The following is a 16,979-nucleotide window of genomic DNA, read 5'->3' on the forward strand; positions in this document are numbered from 1 at the left end:
GCCGCAACATGACCGGCCAGAGCGACAATGACTCGACCGACCGGGTCGGCCAGGGTCGCAACATGACCGGCCAGAGCGACAATGACTCGACCGACCGGGTCGGCCAGGGCCGCAACATGACCGGCCAGAGCGACAATGACCCGTCGGATCCTGTCGGCCAGGGTCGCAACATGACCGGCCAGAGTGACAATGACTCGACCGACCGGGTCGGTCAGGGCCGCAACATGACCGGCTGCAGCGACAATGATTCCAGCGACCGTTCCGGCCAGGGGCGATGCTACTAGGGTGTCGGTCCTGAGGGGCGGGGATCGGCCAGTCGCATGATCCCTGAAGACGTCCTTGAATGGATGATCGGCATGCCGGAGGACCGGTTCATCGCCGACGTCCATGAGCGCGCCCCGCGGGTCCATGCCGCCGGGGATCGTGGCCGGTTTGATCCCCTGCTGACCCTGCCGCGGCTGAACGAGCGGATCGCCGAACTCGATCTTCGGGCCGGCATGATTGAACTGGCCAACGCGCGCCAGCCGGTTCCGCGCGCCGACTATGTCCAGGGCGACTTCATCGACCGGGTGGCCGTGGCGCGCGGCTATCGGCAGGGCGCGACCATCGTTTTCAACCAGTTGCAGCACAGCGACCGGCGGATGGCCGCCTTCTGCCGGCGTCTGGAACGGGTGTTTTCGTGCCACATCCAGACCAACACCTATCTGACCCCGCCCGCCGAACAGGGCTTTCGCACCCATTACGACAGCCACGATGTCTTCATCCTGCAGATCACCGGATCCAAGGACTGGCGGCTGTACGGCGATCCCGAGGACGCGCCTTTCCGCGGGGAGCGGTTCCAGGGCATGACCCGGCCGGCTGGCGAGCCGGCCATGACCTTCACGCTCAATCCCGGCGATGGTGCCTATATCCCGCGCGGCTATTACCACGACGCCGTGAACAGTGGTGACGCGCCCTCGCTGCATATCACGGTCGGACTGATCGTTCGGACCTGGGCCGACCTGATGCTGGAGGCCGTGTCCCAGGTCTGTCTGGCGGAGCCGGAGTTCCGGCGGGCCCTGCCGCCCGGCTATGCCGGGGCCGGGGCCGGGGCAGACCGGACGGCCATGGCCGCCACCTTTGCGCAACTGACCGCGACCCTGGCGGACCGGGTCCGGATGGGGGCGGCGCTGGACACGATTACCGAGACCTTCATCCGATCGCGTGAGCCGGATCTGACCGATTCCCTGATCGACAGTCGCATCGATCCCGAGGGTCACTATGTGGCCCGGCCGTCGCTGCTGACGGTGAAGCAGACGGAGACCGAGGTGCGTGTGGTGGCCCCGGGATGCGAGTTCAATTTCGGCCGCGCGCCCCTGTCCCTGATCACGCGGATTCTGGATGGTACGCCGTTCCGCGTGACCGACCTGGACCATGCGGAAGCCCTGGATGTGCTGGGGCGGCTGATGACGGCGGGACTGATCGAGCGGCAGGCGGCTCCGGCCGGGTAAGTAATTACCGCCCCGCCCTCCCGGGGCGGGGCGGCAGCCCTTATCTGTTGCCGCACAGCCCCTCGCACGGAGATCCCCCCATGGCCGACGCCGTTTCCGAGTTCACCTATGACGCCAGCCGGCTGGCTACCCGGGGGCGGGGGCGGGTCTATGACTCGATCCTGGACACGATCGGCGACACGCCGCTGGTCGGTCTGCCGCGTCTGTCCGCGGAGTTGAAGCCGAAGGCCCGGGTGCTGGCCAAGCTGGAGTTCTTCAATCCGATCGCCTCGGTCAAGGACCGGATCGGGGTGGCCATGATCGACGCGCTGGAACAGGCCGGCAAGCTGAAGCCGGGCGCGGTGTTGATCGAGCCGACCAGCGGCAACACCGGCATCGCGCTGGCCTTTGTAGCGGCCGCCCGGGGTTACCGGCTGATCCTGACCATGCCCGAAAGTATGTCGATCGAACGCCGCAAGATGCTGGCCCTGTTGGGAGCCGAGCTTGTTCTGACGCCCGCCGAGAAGGGCATGAAGGGGGCCATCGCCATGGCCCAGGACCTGGTCGACAGGACGCCGGGCGCGGTCAGTCCCTCGCAGTTTGAGAACCTGGCCAATCCCGCCGTCCATCGGGTCACGACGGCCGAGGAGATCTGGAACGATACGGGCGGCGCGGTCGACATCGTCGTCGCCGGTGTCGGCACCGGTGGCACGATCACCGGGGTCGGCCAGGCCCTGAAGGCCCGCAAGCCCGCCGTACAGATGATCGCGGTTGAGCCGTCCGCTTCGCCCGTCCTGTCCGGCGGCGAACCGGGTCCGCACAAGATCCAGGGCATCGGGGCGGGGTTCATCCCGGCCATCGTCGATCGCTCGGTTATCGACGGTGTCGAACCGGTGAGCAATGACGAGGCCTTCGACATGGCCCGCAAGGCCGCCCGGCTTGAAGGAATCCCGGTCGGGATCAGTTCGGGCGCGGCCCTGACCGTCGCCTTCCGGCTGGCGGCGCTGGACGAGAACGCGGGCAAGACCATTGTGGTCATCGTGCCGAGCTTTGCTGAACGCTATCTGTCGACGGCCCTGTTCGAAGGCCTCTAGCGGCGTCATTCGCGGTTAACCGGACCCGGTCTATCCTCGGCCGGATATGACCGATTTCGCGGCCCTTCCAGAAGAGGGTGCACCCCCGTCGGGGCTGCGCGCCCGCCATGCGCTGCTGAAGCGGCTGGCGGATGTCGTGTCCCTGCCCGGTAGCCGCATCAACGCCTTTGAGCGGTCGGTAACCGGGGATCTGCTGGTCGAGATGCTGCGGCTGGCCGCGCCGGTGGAGCGCAAGCGGGTCGCGACGCGACTGGCACCGCTGGCCGAACTGCCGAACAACCTGGCGCGAATGCTGCTGCGCGACGAGCCCGAGATCGCCGGGACCCTGATCGAACACTGCGGTTCGCTGACCGACGCCGACCTGGTGTCATGCGCGCGGGACGCCAGTCCGCAACACCGGCTCATGATCGCCAACCGCCGCGGGCTGTCGGAAGTGGTGATCGAGACCCTGCTGACGTTCGGGGAGGCTGAAGTCACCGATGCGGTGCTGAGGAATACCACAGCCCGGCTGAGCCAGACCGCGACCGAAAGCATCGTCAGCCAGAGTCGCCAGACCCCCGCCTTCTGCAGCCTGTTGTTGAGGCGTCCGGAGTTGAGGCCGGCCGGGGCCTATGTGATGTTCTGGTGGTGCGGTTCCGAGGATCGACGCACCATCCTGCAGCGTTTCGCGGTCTCACGCGAAGTCATGCAGGAGGTCTCGGAGGACGTCTTCGCCATGGCGGCGGCCGAGGGCTGGAACGATCCGGTTTCGCGCAAGGCGCTGCAGTTCATCGAGCGGCGACAACGCAACCGGTCGGCGATCGACAAGAGTCCGTATGACAGTCTCGAGCACGCTATCGCCGCGGCGGAGTCCGGGGGGCTCAAGCCGGACCTGGCCTCGGAGATCGCCTATCTGGCGGGGATCAAACCGCTGACGGGTGCCAAGATTATCGGTGATGTCGGCGGGGAGCCCCTGGCCATACTGTGCAAGGCGACCGGACTGGGGCGCACGGATCTGCAAGCACTTTGGCGCTCCATGCGGCGGCCTGAAGTGGGCGCGGACGGGGCGGTGGCACCGGACTGGGATCGTGTCCAGGTGACCTTCGAGATGCTGGCGGTCGATCGGGCCCAGACCGTCCTGCGTTACTGGAACTGGTCGCTGTCGTCGGCCCTGACGCCGGCCCTGATGCGGGCGATCCGCGATGGTGAGGATGAAGCCATTGACGAATATTCGGCCCCTGAACGCGCAGCCATGATGGCACTTGCCGAAAACTTCGGACGATAGGCAACCGTCAGGGTCGGTATCTGGGGTTGTGGACCCGCTTACCTCGGAATGCGTATTCGGCACGGATTGCCATTATTGGCGAACGTCATTATTGAACCCGTGAACGGCGGGTCGATGTTGATCAGTCAAGAACACAATCAATCGGGTGAGGCTGAGCGAATGGAAGAGAATTCCCAACTGCTGGAAATGACAGCAGACATTGTGTCGGCCTATGTCGGTAACAACAACGTCCAGGCGACCGAACTGCCGTCACTGATCGCGAATATCCACGCCGCCCTGACCCAGGTTTCCGGTGGTGCTCCCGAGCCCGAGCCCGAACTCAAGGAACCGGCGGTGCCGGTTCGGAAGTCGATCACGCCCGATTTCCTGATCTGTCTCGAGGACGGCCGTAAATTCAAGTCGTTGAAGCGGCACCTGCGCACCAAATACAATATCAGCCCCGAAGAGTACCGGGCCAAATGGGGTCTGGCGAAAGACTATCCGATGGTCGCGCCGAACTACGCCAAGGCCCGTTCGGACCTGGCCAAGCAGATGGGCCTGGGCCAGGGCGGCCGCAAGCCGGCCCGGACGGCGGTACGCGCCAAGAAATAGGCGACGGTTCCCGACATTGAAAAACGCCCGTCTCCGCAAGGAGGCGGGCGTCTTGCGTTGGGGGGGCGTCAGGCGGCCTGGGCGGTGCGCCGCATCCGCCAGAACCGCAGGGTGCGCTGGGCGGCCTCGGGGGCGAGCTCGGCGTACATGCGGGCATAGGCGTGGGCCTTGCCCATCGCGTCGCCGTCGTCGTTCAGCAGGACCACGGCGTAGGTCAGGAACAGGGCCCGGTCCAGTTCCGCCGAGCGGCAGACCACGGCCAGGGCATCGAGGTCGCGCCGTTCGACGATCTGGCTGGCGGTATGGAAGTCGATATCGGCGAGTTGCGACAGGGCGATCAGGAAGGAGGTCCGGCCACCCGAGCGAAGGAAGCGGGCCAGCATCTGCGGGGTCAGCTGCCCGGCAGCCCTGAGTTCATCGACATAGGCGAGACACTCGCTGTAGTCGGCCGGAAGGGCCCCGTCATTGGTGGCGACGCGGGCTCGGCCGGCGGCGAGGGCGGTTTCCAGCAGGACCGGATCCATCCGCGCGTTCTGTTCGAGAATTTGCTGACGCAGCCGGGCCTCGACCACGAAATACATATCGTTGAGCAGGTCGGGCGGCAGGGCGTTACGGGCGACCGTCGCCTCGTGCAGGGCCGGGTTGGCCTTGGCCCGTTCGACGGCGGTCTCGGAGGCCGAGCGGGACAGCTGGGCCCCGTCGTTTCGCAGCAGGGTGCCCAGGGTCACGTCGTCCCCGCGCTCGACGATGACGTCGGACACCGCTTCCGAAACCGTCGGTCGAATGGATACTGCCCGCAGGTGTTCCTGGCCCTGGCTGCGCACGACGGACAGCAGGTCGTCATCGGTCAGAACCGGCGAGGCCCGGAGGACGGCGCTGGCCACTGCTGCCTCGTCATTGGCGAGGCGGCGGATCAGACTGGCCGGGGCATCCGGTGCCGTCGCGAACCGGGCCGCGAGCTCGGCGCGGACGGCTGTTCCCATGTCCGCGGCAAGGGTGACGAGCAAGGAATCATAGAGGCTGTCCTCGGCGGCTGATCGGGTCGGTGCCCCGAAGAAGCTCTCGGTCAACTCACGCAGCAGCTTGCGGCGGTTCTCGCTGGAACCGTCGGTCGCCATGGCGATCAGGTCGGGCAGGCGGGAGGCGGGCGCGGCGTCGCTCATAGCTGATCCGGGGTGGAGGTGTCTGGCATCGCCTGAAGTCGGCCCTGGGCATTGCGCACGAGGGTGGGCGGCTCAGGCGGTGCGGCGAGGTCCTGGGAGGCCAGCGAGGCCGGCAGGTCGACGGCGATGGCGTCGACATAGGTCGTGGCGGGCAGGGGCGTCGGGTCCGGCTGACGGTTGTTCTGCCGGTGAACGGAATAGTAGCGCGCGCCCTGTTCGGCGGGGCCGGCGGTCGAGGCGGCCATCGAAGGGCGGGCTGCCGGGGCGGTGGAAGGCTGCGGATCCGAATGGACGGGCGCGGCGGCGGCGGTGCGCGTGCCGTTTGCGTCCTGCATATGGAAGATCAGGGCGTCCCTGCGCGGGGCCATCGGGTCGGCCGGAGCGGCCGCGACCGGGGGCACCGCCATCGGCACGGGCGCGGGAGCCGGGGCGGGAGCCGGGGCCGGGGGCGGACCGGATGTCGCGGCGGCCGGATTCAGCGCCGGATTCATCCAGGCATTGGCCGGGGTCAGGCTCCGACCCGGTGTCGGGGCGTGGCCGGCTATAACCGGTTCGACCGGCAGCCCATGCGGGATGATGGCGGCTGCCGCACGGCTGGACGGGCCCGGCAGTGTCGGGGTCGGGGCGGTGCGGCGCACCGGCGTGGCGGCGGGTCGTTCCGGCTGGGTTCGCGCGGGCGTCGTTCGGCCGGGCCAGGTCAGGTAGCGCAGGCCCAGGGTCTGGCCGTCGTCGCTCGACCGCGCGGGAGCCTGCTGGGCCGCGACGGGGGTCGCCGCGACAGCGGCGGCGACGGCAAGAAGGGTGATCGACAGGGCGCGACGCACAGGCACGTCTCCCGTTGCAAGGACTGGGTCTGAACGGTAGCCGGGGCGAGCTTAACCTGCCGCTAACGGCCGGGGACGAAACCGCGCGGCAGGAAGGCTCAGCCGCGACCGGGCAGATACTGGGTGGTGAAGGCCTCGCGCCAGTTCAGGGTCGCCGGGTAGACGCCGGCCGCGGACATGGACTCGAAGAAGGTTCGCCACCGGTCCTCGGTCATCGTGCCGAGCCCGTACAGGGCGGCATCACCACCATCGACGATACTGTTGTCCTTCAATGCCTGCCGGGCATGGTCCAGCTCGGCCTGGGTCATTTGCGGATTGTCGCGGCGGATCAGGGCGTCGGCGGCGCGGGCGTCGCCGTGGATGTAGTCGCGCCATCCCTCGGCCGAGGCGGCGATGAAACTGCGAAGCGCGGCGGCATTGTCGCGGGCAAAGGCGTTCGGGGCCAGAACCATCGTGGCGTAGGAGAGGTAGTCCTCGTCGGCCAGCAGGAAGGTCCGGGGCGTGAAATGTGCGCTCCGCTCAATCGTGTAGGGGTCGGTGCCCAGATAGCCCTGTTGCACGGCGCGGGGGTCGGCGATGAACGCGGCCGGATCGTAATCGTAGGCAGCCAGCTGGTCGTCGGTGAAGCCGTAGCGGGCCTTGAGCCAGACCCAGAAGGTCGCGGCTGCGCTCTCGGTGAGAAGGAAGGGACGCCCCTTGAGGTCGGCGATTGATTTCAGGCCGGCGTCCGGATGGGTGAGCAGGATCCGGGTGTCCTTCTGGAAGAAGGCGGCGACCGCCTTTACCGGCGCACCTTCGGCGACGAGGTTCAACGGAATGAAGCTGTCGGACCCCAGGCCCAGTTCGACCGCTCCGGACGCCAGCAGCTGGGGCACATCAATGCCCGGCCGGCCCTGGACGATCTGGACGTTGAGGCCGCGCCGGGCATAGGCCCCACCGGCCAGCGCCTGGTAGAACCCGCCGTGTTCGGCCCGGGCGTGCCAGTCGGTGGCGAAGCGCAGGCGCACGCGCCCTTCCTCGTCGACCGGGGCCTCGGATCGTCCGCAGGCCGCCAGTGTGGTAGCCGCAAGGGCCCCGGCAAGAAGGCTGCGACGGCTGGTGAAAGAGGGGCGATTCTGGTCCCGCGACATGGGCGGGAGCCTAGGGCGTGGGCGCGGCCTTGGAAAGGCGAGGTGCCGGCAAATCGGACGCCGGAATTGAGCGAGGGGACGCACGCCCGGTCGAACCGTTGCTTACGTCCCCTCGCCAAGTCCGGGTTGGGACTTGGCCGTTGAGGTTCAGGGCCTTGGCTTCGGCATCAGCGGGCGAACCCGGTGATGGTCAGCTGTTTCCTGGCGGCTCCTGGTCTTTGGCGTTCCGCCGGGTTTGACCCCGACGCCGTCCATCGATCCTGGCCCGGTTCTCCGTCGTCCCGCACCGAAGCGCTAAAGACGGGGAGCCTTGACCCTGCCCGGTTTTTCCAAATCCTCCGAAGAGGTCAGGAAGCCTTGGTCAGAGAGCCGGACCGGTCCGCTTGAGCCCCGGGTCTCCCCGGTTTTCCGCGCCGCCGTGTCCCTCGGCCTGATCAAGCTCGCTCCAAATCGCCGATCCTGCAAGCACCAGCAGGCGTCTGATTGTGGACGTTTTTGGGGATAAATTTACCAATCTCGCAGGTCGATCGGTGGGTGAATGGAAACTTTTCGCAAAAAACCAACGATTTGCGAGGGCGTGCACAAGGGAGTATCTGGCGGCCGAAATTCGTCCGTTCAGGCGGTCTGAAGCGATTCCCGTTTGGCCTCGAGGGCGAGCCATTCTTCCTCGGCGGCGGCCAGTTGGGCGCGGGCGCGGTCGGCGTTGGTGGTGGCGCGGTCGAAGGCCTTGCGGTCGCGGGCGTAGAGGCCGGGGTCGTTGAGCGTGGCCTCGTGGCGGGCGATGTCGGCGGGCAGGGAGGCGAGCAGACCCTCGAGTTCCTTGAGCCGGTGGGTGTCCTTGAACGACATCTTGGCGGCTTTTTTGGCCGGGGCGGCGGGAGCAGTGACCGTGGCCGGGGCGGGGCTGGCGGCGGCGCGGCGCGCGGCCTCGGCATCCTGCGGGCGCTGATGGGTGCCGGGCTTGAGGAAGCCGGGGTTCTGACGGATGAAGTCGGTCCAGCCGCCGGGCGTTTCGACGATGTCGCCGCGTCCGTTCATGGCGATGGTCGAGGTGGCGAGACGGTCGACGAAGTCACGGTCGTGGCTGACCAGGATCAGGGTACCGTCGTAGGACTCGAGCAGCTCTTCCAGCTTGTCGAGCGTGTCCATGTCGAGGTCGTTGGTCGGTTCGTCGAGGACCAGCATATTGGCCGGCTTGGCCAGGGCCCGGGCCAGAAGCAGGCGGTTGCGCTCGCCGCCGGACAGGGTCGAGATCGGCTGGCGCAGCTGGCCTTCCTGGAAAAGGAAGTCCTTGGCGTAGGCGGCCACGTGCTTGGACACGCCGCGCACGAGGATGGAGTCGCCGCCGCCCGGGGTCAGGGCGTCCCAGAGGGTCATGTCAGAGCGCAGGCCCTCGCGCGACTGGTCGAGGTAGACGGGCTCGAGATTGGCCCCGAGCTTGACCGTACCTTCGTCGGGGGCGAGTTCGCCGAGCAGGATCTTGACCAGGGTGGTCTTGCCGGCCCCGTTGGGGCCGACGATGGCCAGCCGGTCGCCGCGAACGATGCGGGTGGTGAAGGGTTTGATGACAGTGCGGTTGCCGAAGGTCTTGGAGACGCTCTTGAGGTCGGCGACCAGCTTGCCGGAGGTCGCGCCGGAATCGACGCCGAGATAGAGCTCGCGCGGGACATCCTTGACCCGTTCGGCGCGGTCTGCCCGCAGGGCGTCGAGCGAGCGGGCGCGGCCCTCGTTACGGGTGCGACGGGCGGTGATCGAGCGGTAGAAGGTCTCGGTTTCACGCTCGATGGTCTTGGTCAGCCGTTGCAGGGACTGGGCCTCTTCCTCGGTGACCTTGGTCGACCATTCGTCGAAGGCGTCGAAACTCTTGTTCAGGCTGCGGACGCGACGACCTTCCAGCCAGTGGCAGGTCTGGGTCACGCGGTTGAGGAAGGCGCGGTCGTGGCTGACCACCAGCACGGCGCAGCGAGCCGAGATCAGCTCTTCCTCGAGCAGTTCGATGGCAAGGATGTCGAGGTGGTTGGTCGGCTCGTCGAGGAGCATCAGGTCCGGCTCCTCGGCGAAGGCCTTGGCCAGGGCGGCGCGGCGAATCTCGCCACCCGACAGGTTGACCGCAGGCTTTTCCGGATCGAGGCCGAAGGTGTTGAGCCATGCCTCGGCAGTCCAGGATTCGGCATCGCCGGAGACGGCGTAGTCCAGCAACGTCTCGCCGGTGATGACCGGTTCCTGCGGCACATAGGCGAAGCGAATGCCGGACTGGACCGCGCGCTCACCCGAGTCGGGCTCGACCTGGCCCATGATGATCTTCATCAGGGTGGACTTGCCGGCCCCGTTACGGCCGACGAGACAGGCGCGGGTGCGCGGCTCGATGGCGAGGTCGACGCCGTCGAACAGGGGACGTTGACCGTCCTGGAGACGGACGCCCTTGAGGGCGATGAGGGGGGGACGGGCTGCCATGGGAGGCGGCATATAGACTGCGAATGTGCCCGACGCGAGACACAGTGGACCGATCAGCGTAATGAGCCGCCCGATGAGCAAGCCTTTCTGGGAAACCAAGACCCTGTCCGAGCTGTCCCGCGAGGAGTGGGAGAGCCTGTGTGACGGCTGTGGCCTGTGCTGCCTGATTCGTTTCGAGGACGAGGACACGGGGGTGATCACCCCGACTCGGGTGCACTGCAAATTGTTCGACACCCATGCCTGCACCTGTGTCGACTATGCCAACCGGCGCGAACAGGTGCCTGACTGCATCAAGCTGACGCCGTGGAATATCGAGGCGCTGAAATGGATGCCGCTGTCGTGCGGCTATCGCCGGGTGCATGAGGGACGCGGGCTGGCGGCCTGGCATCCACTGGTGTCGGGCGATCCCGAGAGCGTCCACGCGGCCGGGGTGTCGATCCGTAGGCAGACGGTGTCGGAGCTGGCCCTGGCGGAGCCTGAGGACGCCCTGGCCTTTGAAGCCCCGGAATGGATGGCCGAGCGCGGGCGGTAATATCCGTAGTGCGGCGGTAACGAAGCCTTTGTCTGTCGGCGTTTACCACTGGCGTCCCCGTCCAACCGGAGCCGCGGAATGAGCAAGGCCGGCGCGCGCGCCGTTAATCTGGACAGTCCGTTCGACCGGCTGACAACCCTGTTGTGCGGGCATTTCGCCATGCCGTTCGGGTTGGTGTCGGTAATCGATGGCGAGGATACGGTCTTTCGTTCGGAAATCGGGCTGGGCGGAAATTCCATGCCCCGGGAGGCCAGTGTCAGCAATCTGCTGGTAGCCATGGGGCCGGGTGCCAGCCTGGTCATCGAGGACGCGGCCGCCCATCCGAAACTGAAACACCATCCGATGGTGGCCGGACCGCCCTATCTGCGCTTTTTCGCCGGGGCGACGGTCGAGACGGCGAACGGACTGCCGGTCGGCGCGGTCGGGGTCATGGATGTCAAACCGCATGGCCCCCTGTCGGCGGAACAGATCGAAACCCTGAAACTGATCGCGCGAATCGCCGGCGACATGGTCGATCAGGCGGCGGCGGCCCGGGTTCAGGCCGAGCAGTTGCAGACGCTGGAAATGGCCGAGGCGATTTCGGGCATCGGGCACTGGCGTCTGGATCTGGCCACGAACCGGGTGGTCTGGTCCGACGAGGTCTATCGGATCCATGGCGTCGACCGGGCCGATTTCGATCCATCGCTGCACGATGCCCTGGCCTTCTATCATCCCGACGATCGCGGCCCGCTGGGAGACCGGCTGGCGATGGCGGCGAGGACGGGCGAAGGCTTTGAGGGACGGTATCGCCTGATCCGGGCCGACGGCGAGGAGCGACGGGTCGTGTCGCGTTGCGGTACGGAACGGCGCGAGGACGGGACCATGGTTGCCCTGTACGGGGTGTTCCAGGACGTCACCGAAACCGAGCGCACCCATCGGCGGGTTGAAAAGAGCGAGGCGCGCTACCGGCTGCTGGCCGACCGGGCCACGGACATCATCGTCACCTATGGGACCGACGGCCTGCTGACCTATGTGTCGCCGTCGATCGAGGCGGTCGCGGGCCTGAAGCCGCAGGAGATGATCGGCAAGCCGGTCACCTCGCTGATCCTGAGCGAGGATGTTCCGGCGGTCGTCGAACGGTTCAAGGCGCTGGTTCACAAGGTCGGCGACGCGACCGGGGACCGGCTGCGCTACCGGGCCACAGGCCGGGACGGTACGGTCCTGTGGTTCGAGACCCGCACGGCCGTCATCCGGGACGCGGCGGGCGCGGTTCTCGAATTCCAGGACGTGGTCCGCGACATCTCCGAGACCAAGAAGCTTGAGGACCAGTTGATCGAGGCCCGGGACCGGGCCGAGGCCGGGGCCCGCGCCAAGTCGGAGTTCCTGGCCAATATGAGCCATGAGCTGCGCACCCCCCTGACCAGTGTGATCGGGTTCGCCGGCCTGCTGCAGGCCAGCGAAAACCTGCCGGAGGTCGAGCGCGGGCATGCCGACAGGATCCAGACGGCCAGCGATGCCCTGTTGAGCGTGATCAACGACATCCTCGATTATTCCAAGCTGGAGGCCGAGGCGGTCGACATGGAGCCCCGGGCGTTCGCGCCCCGGGCTCTGGCCGAAGGGGCGGCGGCGATCATCGAAGCCCAGTGCCGCAACAAGGGCCTCACCCTGGCCGTCGAGATCGATCCGGCCCTGCCGCAGGGCCTGACCGGCGATGAGGGGCGTCTGCGCCAGGTGATGTTGAATTTCCTGTCGAATGCGCTGAAATTCACGCCGCGCGGACGGGTCAGTCTGGTGGTCGGCGGGCGACCGGCCGATGACGGGCGGTGGCTGTTGAAGGTCTCGGTCACCGATACCGGGATCGGGCTGTCGCCCGACCAGGTCGCGACCATGTTCGACCGTTTCACCCAGGGCGACGCCTCGACGACCCGGGTTTACGGCGGCACGGGACTGGGGCTGGCCATCTCGCGGCGGCTGGTCGAACTGATGGGCGGTGAGGTCGGGGTCGACAGCCGCCCGGGCGAGGGCTCGACCTTCTGGCTTGAGGTCGCCCTGCCGGAGGCGGAGGCCGTGACCGGGACGGTGATCGAGGAAACCCTTATGCCCAGCCAGGGTTATCGGATTTTGGTGGCTGACGACGCCGAGGCCAACCGTGAATTGATCGTGGCTATCCTGGCCGGTCTCGGTCTCGAGGCCGATGCGGTGTGTGACGGGGCCGAGGCCGTCGATGCGGCACGAACGGGTCTTTACGATCTGGTGCTGATGGATATGCAGATGCCGGTGATGGACGGGTTGGCGGCGACGCGTGCGATCCGCGCCATGGATGGGCCGCCGGCAGGCCTGCCGATCCTGGCCCTGACCGCCAATGTCCAGCGCGAGCAGGTCGACCGTTGTCTGACGGCAGGCATGGACGGTCATCTGGGCAAGCCGATCCAGATCACCGAGCTGGCCGAGGCCCTCGGCCGCTTCCTGCAGCCCGATGTCGCCGATGACCAGGCCGCCTGATCCGGCGTTTCCGGCAAGAATCCTCCGGATTCTTCGGCAAAACCTCAGTTAGAGCAATGGTATGGGCTTTTCTGCTCGCCATCTGCCCGCCCTGGGGCGCTGCTGGCCTATGATTCAGCCATGCCGGAAAAAAGGGGTCGACACGGGCAGATGAGCCCGCGGGCGTTCGTCGAACGGTCGCGGGAGATGCTCGACGCGACGGCAGGGCTGCCGCTGGACGAGGTGGAACGTCGCGCCCGGGCGATGACGGCCCTGGCCAAGGCCTTCAAGGCGATGGCTGAGCTCGAGCTGGCGGGGGGCGTATTTGACACCGATGACGATCAACTGGACGCCGCCGGGGAACAGAAACTCAGGGACGAGCTCCTGCATCGCATCCTTGCGCTCAATGCCGATCTCGAGGCTCAGGAAGGCGCTGGCTAGTCTGGATCCGGTCCAGCTGAGGCTGGTCGAAACTGACTGGAACGGCTGGTCGCACGCGGCACAGCGGCCGCCGGAAAGCGACTGGGCAACCTGGCTGTTTCTGGGCGGACGCGGCGCGGGCAAGACCCGGGCCGGGGCCGAATGGCTGACCCGGCAGGCCAGGCCCGGGGCGCGGCTGGCATTGGTGGGCCCGACCCTGCACGATGTGCGCGAGGTGATGATCGAGGGGCCGTCGGGCCTGAGGACTATCGTGCCCTGGTGTCGCAGACCCGTCTATGAAATCAGCCGGCGGCGGCTGGTCTGGCCCAACGGGGCCCTGGCCCATGCCTTTTCGGCAGAGGACCCGGAAAGTCTGAGGGGCCCGCAATTCCATGCCGGCTGGGCCGATGAATTCTGTGCCTGGAAACGGCCGGGCGACGCCTTGGCCATGTTGCGGCTGGGCATGCGGCTGGGCCCCGATCCGCGGTTGGTGGTCACCACCACGCCCAAGCCGATGCCGGCCCTGACGCGGCTGATGGCCGAGCCGACCACGGTCGCGACCCATGCGCCGACCCGGGTGAATGCGCGCAACCTGTCGCGCGGATTTCTGGCCGGGCTGGAGGCCCTGTACGGGGGAACCAGGCTGGCAGCCCAGGAGGTTGAGGGGTTGATCCTGGGGGCGGGGGAGGCCCTGTGGACGCAGGCGCTGCTGGACCGTTGCCGCGGGGGGACGCCGACTCAGTTCCGCAAGGTGGTGGTCGGGCTGGACCCGACGACGACGGCCGAGGGCGACAGCTGCGGCATCGTCGTCGTGGGTCTGGCCGACGAGAAGGCCTGGGTACTGGCGGACGAAAGTGTCCGCGGTAAACGGCCCCGGGACTGGGCCCAGGCGGTGGCGCGGACCGTGGCCCGGCACGAGGCCGACTGGGTCATTGCCGAGACCAACCAGGGCGGCCAGATGGTCGAGGACCTGCTGAAGGTCGCCAAATGCGGTGCCCGGATCAAGCCGGTGTTCGCGACCCGTTCGAAACGGGCCCGGGCCGAGCCGGTGGCCCTGCTCTATGACCAGGGCAAGGTCATCCACTGCGGCTGTTTCGAGAAGCTGGAGGATGAGCTGATGGGGCTGGGCGTGGGGACGGGCGAGGCCAGTCCCGACCGGGCCGATGCCCTGATCTGGGCCGTCAGCCACCTGCTGCTGAACACCCGGGACAGCCCGAGTATCCGATCGCTCTAATCGAGGACGACCAACCATGGATGGACTGCGCTGGCCCTGGAGCCGCCGCGGGCGCGGCGGTGCGCCCGAGATCAAGGACAGCCGGGTGGGGGCGTTGATCGCCATGACCGGGCCGGGGCGGCCGCGCTGGACGCCGCGCGACTATGGCCATCTGGCGCGCGAGGGGTTCGGGCGTAATCCGGTCGCCTATCGCTGTGTGCGGATGATCGCCGAGGCGGCGGCCTCGACCCCGCTGACGGTGTTCCGGGACGGCGTGCGCGCCGATAACCATCCACTGGCGCGGCTGCTGGCGCGGCCCAATCCGGAACAGTCGGGGCCGGAGTGGCTGGAGGGGGTCTATGGGGCGCTGCAGACGGCGGGCAATGCCTATGTCGAGGCGGCCGGGGACGGCGATGGCGACGGGGCCCCGGACGAGTTGTGGAGCCTGAGGCCGGACCGGATGGCGGTGGTGCCGGGGCGGCACGGCTGGCCCGAGGCCTATGTCTACGAGGTGGACGGCCGACGGCTGCGGATCGGACGCGGGGCCGACGGCTGGATGCCGGTCATGCATCTGAGGCTGTTTCATCCGTTCGACGACCACTACGGCTTTTCGCCCTTGGAGGCGGCGGCCTGTGCTGTGGATGTGCACAATGCCTCGGGGGCGTGGAACAAGGCGCTGCTGGACAATGCAGCGCGTCCCAGCGGAGCCCTGGTCAGCAGCGGCCGCGACGGGGAGCGGCTGACGACCGAACAGTTCGAGGCGCTGAAACTGCAACTGGGCGATGCCTATACGGGGGCGGCCAATGCCGGGCGGCCGCTGCTGCTGGAGGGCGGGCTGGACTGGAAGCCGATCAGCCTGACCCCGGCCGAGATGGATTTCATCGCCGGCAAACATACGGCGGCGCGCGAGATCGCCCTGGCCTTCGGGGTGCCGCCGCAGCTGCTGGGGATCCCGGGGGATGCGACCTATGCCAACTATCGCGAGGCCAATACCGCCTTCTGGCGATCGACCATCGCGCCACTGGTGCGCAAGACGGCCGGGGCCCTGACCGGCTGGCTGGGGCCGCGCTTTGCCGGGACGCGGATCGCGCCGGATCTGGACGGGGTGCCGGCCCTGCAGTCCGAGCGCGACGCCCTGTGGGCGCGGCTGGGGGCGGCAAGCTTCCTGACCGACGCCGAACGACGGCGCATGGCGGGGTTGGGCGCGTAGGGAGGAGGGCTTAGGGCTTGGGGCTTAGTTTGGTCAGAAGGGCGCGCAGCATCCGGCCGAGTTCGTCGGAGTCGGCGAGGATCGGGTCGGTCGAGCCGGGCGGGCAGATATGCACGCGTTCCGCAAGTATCAGATGCGTCTCCAGCTCCTTGAGAGAGCCCTGGGCAATACGGACAAAGCTTGCGTAGGCAGGCCTCGTCCCGCGGCCATACCCTTCCGCGATGTTCGCTGCCACGGAAGCAGCCGCCCTGCGTGACTGGGAGGTCAGGGCAAGTTGTTCCTCGCGCGGAAAGGCCTTCGTCAGTCGATAGGTGGCTTCCGCGATGGTCATCGCGCGCTGCCAGACAAGCAGATCCCGGTACCCCCTGATCCCGTTGGTCACAGACGCCTCCCAAGCCCTAAGCCCCAAGCCCTGCAACCATGAGTATGCATCATGTTCGAGCTCAGAAAAATCCCGGTCGCCGTCATCGCGGCCCTGGCGGTGCAGACGGTCGGCGGGCTGGTCTGGGCCGGCGGCGCGGCGGCGCGGATCGCGGCGCTGGAGGAAAGGGTCGGCGAGCAGAGGCTGGTGGCCGAACGGCTGGCGCGGCTGGAGGAACAGGGCATCGCCACGCGCCAGACGGTGGAGCGGATCGAGCGACGGCTGGAGGCGGGGCGGTGAGCGAGATGGGCTGGTGTGACCCCTCACCCGACCGCGCGCGCACGACGGCTGCGCCGCCGTGCGCGGTCTCCCTCTCCCGCAAGGGGAGAGGGGGTGTGGAAATCGCCGGCTATGCCTCCCTGTGGGGTGTGGCGGATCTGGACGGGGATGTGGTGGCGCGCGGGGCCTTCGCCGACAGCCTGGCCCGGACCGGGGCGACCGGGGTGCGGATGTTGCACCAGCATGAGGCGCGGTCGGTGGTCGGGGTCTGGGACCGGCTGGCCGAGGATGAGCGCGGGCTGTTCGTGCGCGGGCGGATCCTGGACGGGTCGGCCGAGGCGCGGTTTGCGGCGGCGCTGGCCCGGGCCGGGGCGCTGGACGGGCTGTCGATCGGGTTCCGGGCGGCGAAGGCGCGGCGCGAGGGGCGGCTGCGGGTGCTGAGTGCCGTGGACCTGTGGGAGGTGTCGCTGGTGACCTTCCCGATGCTGCCGGGCGCGCGGTTCGGGGTGGTGTGA

At 67.9% G+C, this 16,979-nt stretch carries 17 protein-coding genes; 12 read left to right on the forward strand and 5 right to left on the reverse strand.

The genetic code is table 11. The features are described 5' to 3' along the window. The 5 genes from PSV00_RS07540 to PSV00_RS07560 form a co-directional block, all read left to right on the forward strand. A partial coding sequence (locus tag PSV00_RS07540) for a hypothetical protein (RefSeq protein ID WP_300445900.1) occupies window positions 1–284 on the forward strand: 284 nt, incomplete at its 5' end. Between the two features lie 36 nt (window positions 285–320). After that, window positions 321–1,490, forward strand: coding sequence for a cupin domain-containing protein (locus PSV00_RS07545; protein ID WP_300445901.1), 1,170 nt, complete (start codon window positions 321–323; stop codon window positions 1,488–1,490). 80 nt (window positions 1,491–1,570) lie between these two features. Beyond that, window positions 1,571–2,563: a cysteine synthase A gene (cysK, locus tag PSV00_RS07550; protein WP_300445902.1), complete on the forward strand. Its 993-nt coding sequence runs from the start codon at window positions 1,571–1,573 to the stop codon at window positions 2,561–2,563. Between the two features lie 46 nt (window positions 2,564–2,609). Next, window positions 2,610–3,827, forward strand: coding sequence for a DUF2336 domain-containing protein (locus PSV00_RS07555; protein ID WP_300445903.1), 1,218 nt, complete (start codon window positions 2,610–2,612; stop codon window positions 3,825–3,827). A 159-nt stretch (window positions 3,828–3,986) separates the two neighbouring features. After that, window positions 3,987–4,418: a MucR family transcriptional regulator gene (locus PSV00_RS07560; RefSeq protein WP_300445904.1), complete on the forward strand. Its 432-nt coding sequence runs from the start codon at window positions 3,987–3,989 to the stop codon at window positions 4,416–4,418. A gap of 68 nt (window positions 4,419–4,486) precedes the next feature. On the opposite strand, the gene PSV00_RS07565 is transcribed toward PSV00_RS07560, so the two are convergent. The 4 genes from PSV00_RS07565 to PSV00_RS07580 all read right to left on the reverse strand — a co-directional run bounded on the left by PSV00_RS07565 (window position 4,487) and on the right by PSV00_RS07580 (window position 9,989). Then, window positions 4,487–5,581, reverse strand: a complete 1,095-nt coding sequence (locus PSV00_RS07565) for a DUF2336 domain-containing protein (RefSeq protein WP_300445905.1) — start codon at window positions 5,579–5,581, stop codon at window positions 4,487–4,489. Then, window positions 5,578–6,405 carry a hypothetical protein gene (locus PSV00_RS07570; protein ID WP_300445906.1) on the reverse strand — a complete coding sequence of 276 codons (828 nt, stop codon included), beginning with the start codon at window positions 6,403–6,405 and terminating at the stop codon, window positions 5,578–5,580. Before PSV00_RS07570 ends, PSV00_RS07565 begins: the two co-directional genes overlap by 4 nt. Before the next feature lie 98 nt (window positions 6,406–6,503). Next, window positions 6,504–7,535 carry an ABC transporter substrate-binding protein gene (locus tag PSV00_RS07575; RefSeq protein WP_300445907.1) on the reverse strand — a complete coding sequence of 344 codons (1,032 nt, stop codon included), beginning with the start codon at window positions 7,533–7,535 and terminating at the stop codon, window positions 6,504–6,506. Between the two features lie 615 nt (window positions 7,536–8,150). Beyond that, window positions 8,151–9,989, reverse strand: a complete 1,839-nt coding sequence (locus PSV00_RS07580) for an ABC-F family ATP-binding cassette domain-containing protein (protein WP_300445908.1) — start codon at window positions 9,987–9,989, stop codon at window positions 8,151–8,153. Between the two features lie 73 nt (window positions 9,990–10,062). On the opposite strand from PSV00_RS07580, the gene PSV00_RS07585 reads away from it, so the two are divergent. The 5 genes from PSV00_RS07585 (at window position 10,063) to PSV00_RS07605 (ending at window position 15,824) form a co-directional block, all read left to right on the forward strand. After that, entirely contained in the window at window positions 10,063–10,521 is a 459-nt protein-coding gene (locus PSV00_RS07585) for a YcgN family cysteine cluster protein (protein ID WP_300445909.1), read from the forward strand. 78 nt (window positions 10,522–10,599) lie between these two features. Then, window positions 10,600–13,002 (forward strand): PAS domain-containing protein, encoded by a 2,403-nt coding sequence (locus tag PSV00_RS07590; RefSeq protein WP_300445910.1) that lies wholly within the window; start codon window positions 10,600–10,602, stop codon window positions 13,000–13,002. Between the two features lie 150 nt (window positions 13,003–13,152). After that, the gene (locus PSV00_RS07595; protein ID WP_300445911.1) at window positions 13,153–13,422 is read left to right on the forward strand and encodes a hypothetical protein; all 270 of its coding nucleotides are present in this window, start codon (window positions 13,153–13,155) and stop codon (window positions 13,420–13,422) included. Further along, window positions 13,388–14,635 (forward strand): terminase family protein, encoded by a 1,248-nt coding sequence (locus PSV00_RS07600; RefSeq protein ID WP_300445912.1) that lies wholly within the window; start codon window positions 13,388–13,390, stop codon window positions 14,633–14,635. Before PSV00_RS07595 ends, PSV00_RS07600 begins: the two co-directional genes overlap by 35 nt. A gap of 16 nt (window positions 14,636–14,651) precedes the next feature. Next, entirely contained in the window at window positions 14,652–15,824 is a 1,173-nt protein-coding gene (locus PSV00_RS07605) for a phage portal protein (RefSeq protein ID WP_300445913.1), read from the forward strand. Between the two features lie 10 nt (window positions 15,825–15,834). Here PSV00_RS07605 and PSV00_RS07610 read toward each other — a convergent pair whose 3' ends face one another. Beyond that, complete coding sequence (locus PSV00_RS07610) at window positions 15,835–16,206, reverse strand: four helix bundle protein (protein ID WP_300445914.1); 372 nt, start codon at window positions 16,204–16,206, stop codon at window positions 15,835–15,837. Between the two features lie 51 nt (window positions 16,207–16,257). On the opposite strand from PSV00_RS07610, the gene PSV00_RS07615 reads away from it, so the two are divergent. Beyond that, window positions 16,258–16,485, forward strand: a complete 228-nt coding sequence (locus tag PSV00_RS07615; RefSeq protein ID WP_300445915.1) for a hypothetical protein — start codon at window positions 16,258–16,260, stop codon at window positions 16,483–16,485. A 95-nt stretch (window positions 16,486–16,580) separates the two neighbouring features. Continuing rightward, entirely contained in the window at window positions 16,581–16,979 is a 399-nt protein-coding gene (locus PSV00_RS07620) for an HK97 family phage prohead protease (RefSeq protein WP_300445916.1), read from the forward strand.

The sequence above is a fragment of the Brevundimonas sp. genome, assembly GCF_029945885.1.
Classification (GTDB): Bacteria; Pseudomonadota; Alphaproteobacteria; order Caulobacterales; family Caulobacteraceae; genus Brevundimonas.

What these genes read in the sequence shown, in the direction of transcription:
- PSV00_RS07605 (WP_300445913.1), top strand. Translation starts at nt 14,652, where the DNA reads ATGGATGGACTGCGCTGGCCCTGGAGCCGCCGCGGGCGCGGCGGTGCG.
- cysK (WP_300445902.1), top strand. Translation starts at nt 1,571, where the DNA reads ATGGCCGACGCCGTTTCCGAGTTCACCTATGACGCCAGCCGGCTGGCT.
- PSV00_RS07575 (WP_300445907.1), bottom strand. Translation starts at nt 7,535, where the DNA reads ATGTCGCGGGACCAGAATCGCCCCTCTTTCACCAGCCGTCGCAGCCTT.
- PSV00_RS07545 (WP_300445901.1), top strand. Translation starts at nt 321, where the DNA reads ATGATCCCTGAAGACGTCCTTGAATGGATGATCGGCATGCCGGAGGAC.
- PSV00_RS07600 (WP_300445912.1), top strand. Translation starts at nt 13,388, where the DNA reads ATGCCGATCTCGAGGCTCAGGAAGGCGCTGGCTAGTCTGGATCCGGTC.
- PSV00_RS07590 (WP_300445910.1), top strand. Translation starts at nt 10,600, where the DNA reads ATGAGCAAGGCCGGCGCGCGCGCCGTTAATCTGGACAGTCCGTTCGAC.
- PSV00_RS07615 (WP_300445915.1), top strand. Translation starts at nt 16,258, where the DNA reads ATGTTCGAGCTCAGAAAAATCCCGGTCGCCGTCATCGCGGCCCTGGCG.
- PSV00_RS07580 (WP_300445908.1), bottom strand. Translation starts at nt 9,989, where the DNA reads ATGGCAGCCCGTCCCCCCCTCATCGCCCTCAAGGGCGTCCGTCTCCAG.
- PSV00_RS07595 (WP_300445911.1), top strand. Translation starts at nt 13,153, where the DNA reads ATGAGCCCGCGGGCGTTCGTCGAACGGTCGCGGGAGATGCTCGACGCG.
- PSV00_RS07565 (WP_300445905.1), bottom strand. Translation starts at nt 5,581, where the DNA reads ATGAGCGACGCCGCGCCCGCCTCCCGCCTGCCCGACCTGATCGCCATG.
- PSV00_RS07555 (WP_300445903.1), top strand. Translation starts at nt 2,610, where the DNA reads ATGACCGATTTCGCGGCCCTTCCAGAAGAGGGTGCACCCCCGTCGGGG.
- PSV00_RS07585 (WP_300445909.1), top strand. Translation starts at nt 10,063, where the DNA reads ATGAGCAAGCCTTTCTGGGAAACCAAGACCCTGTCCGAGCTGTCCCGC.
- PSV00_RS07560 (WP_300445904.1), top strand. Translation starts at nt 3,987, where the DNA reads ATGGAAGAGAATTCCCAACTGCTGGAAATGACAGCAGACATTGTGTCG.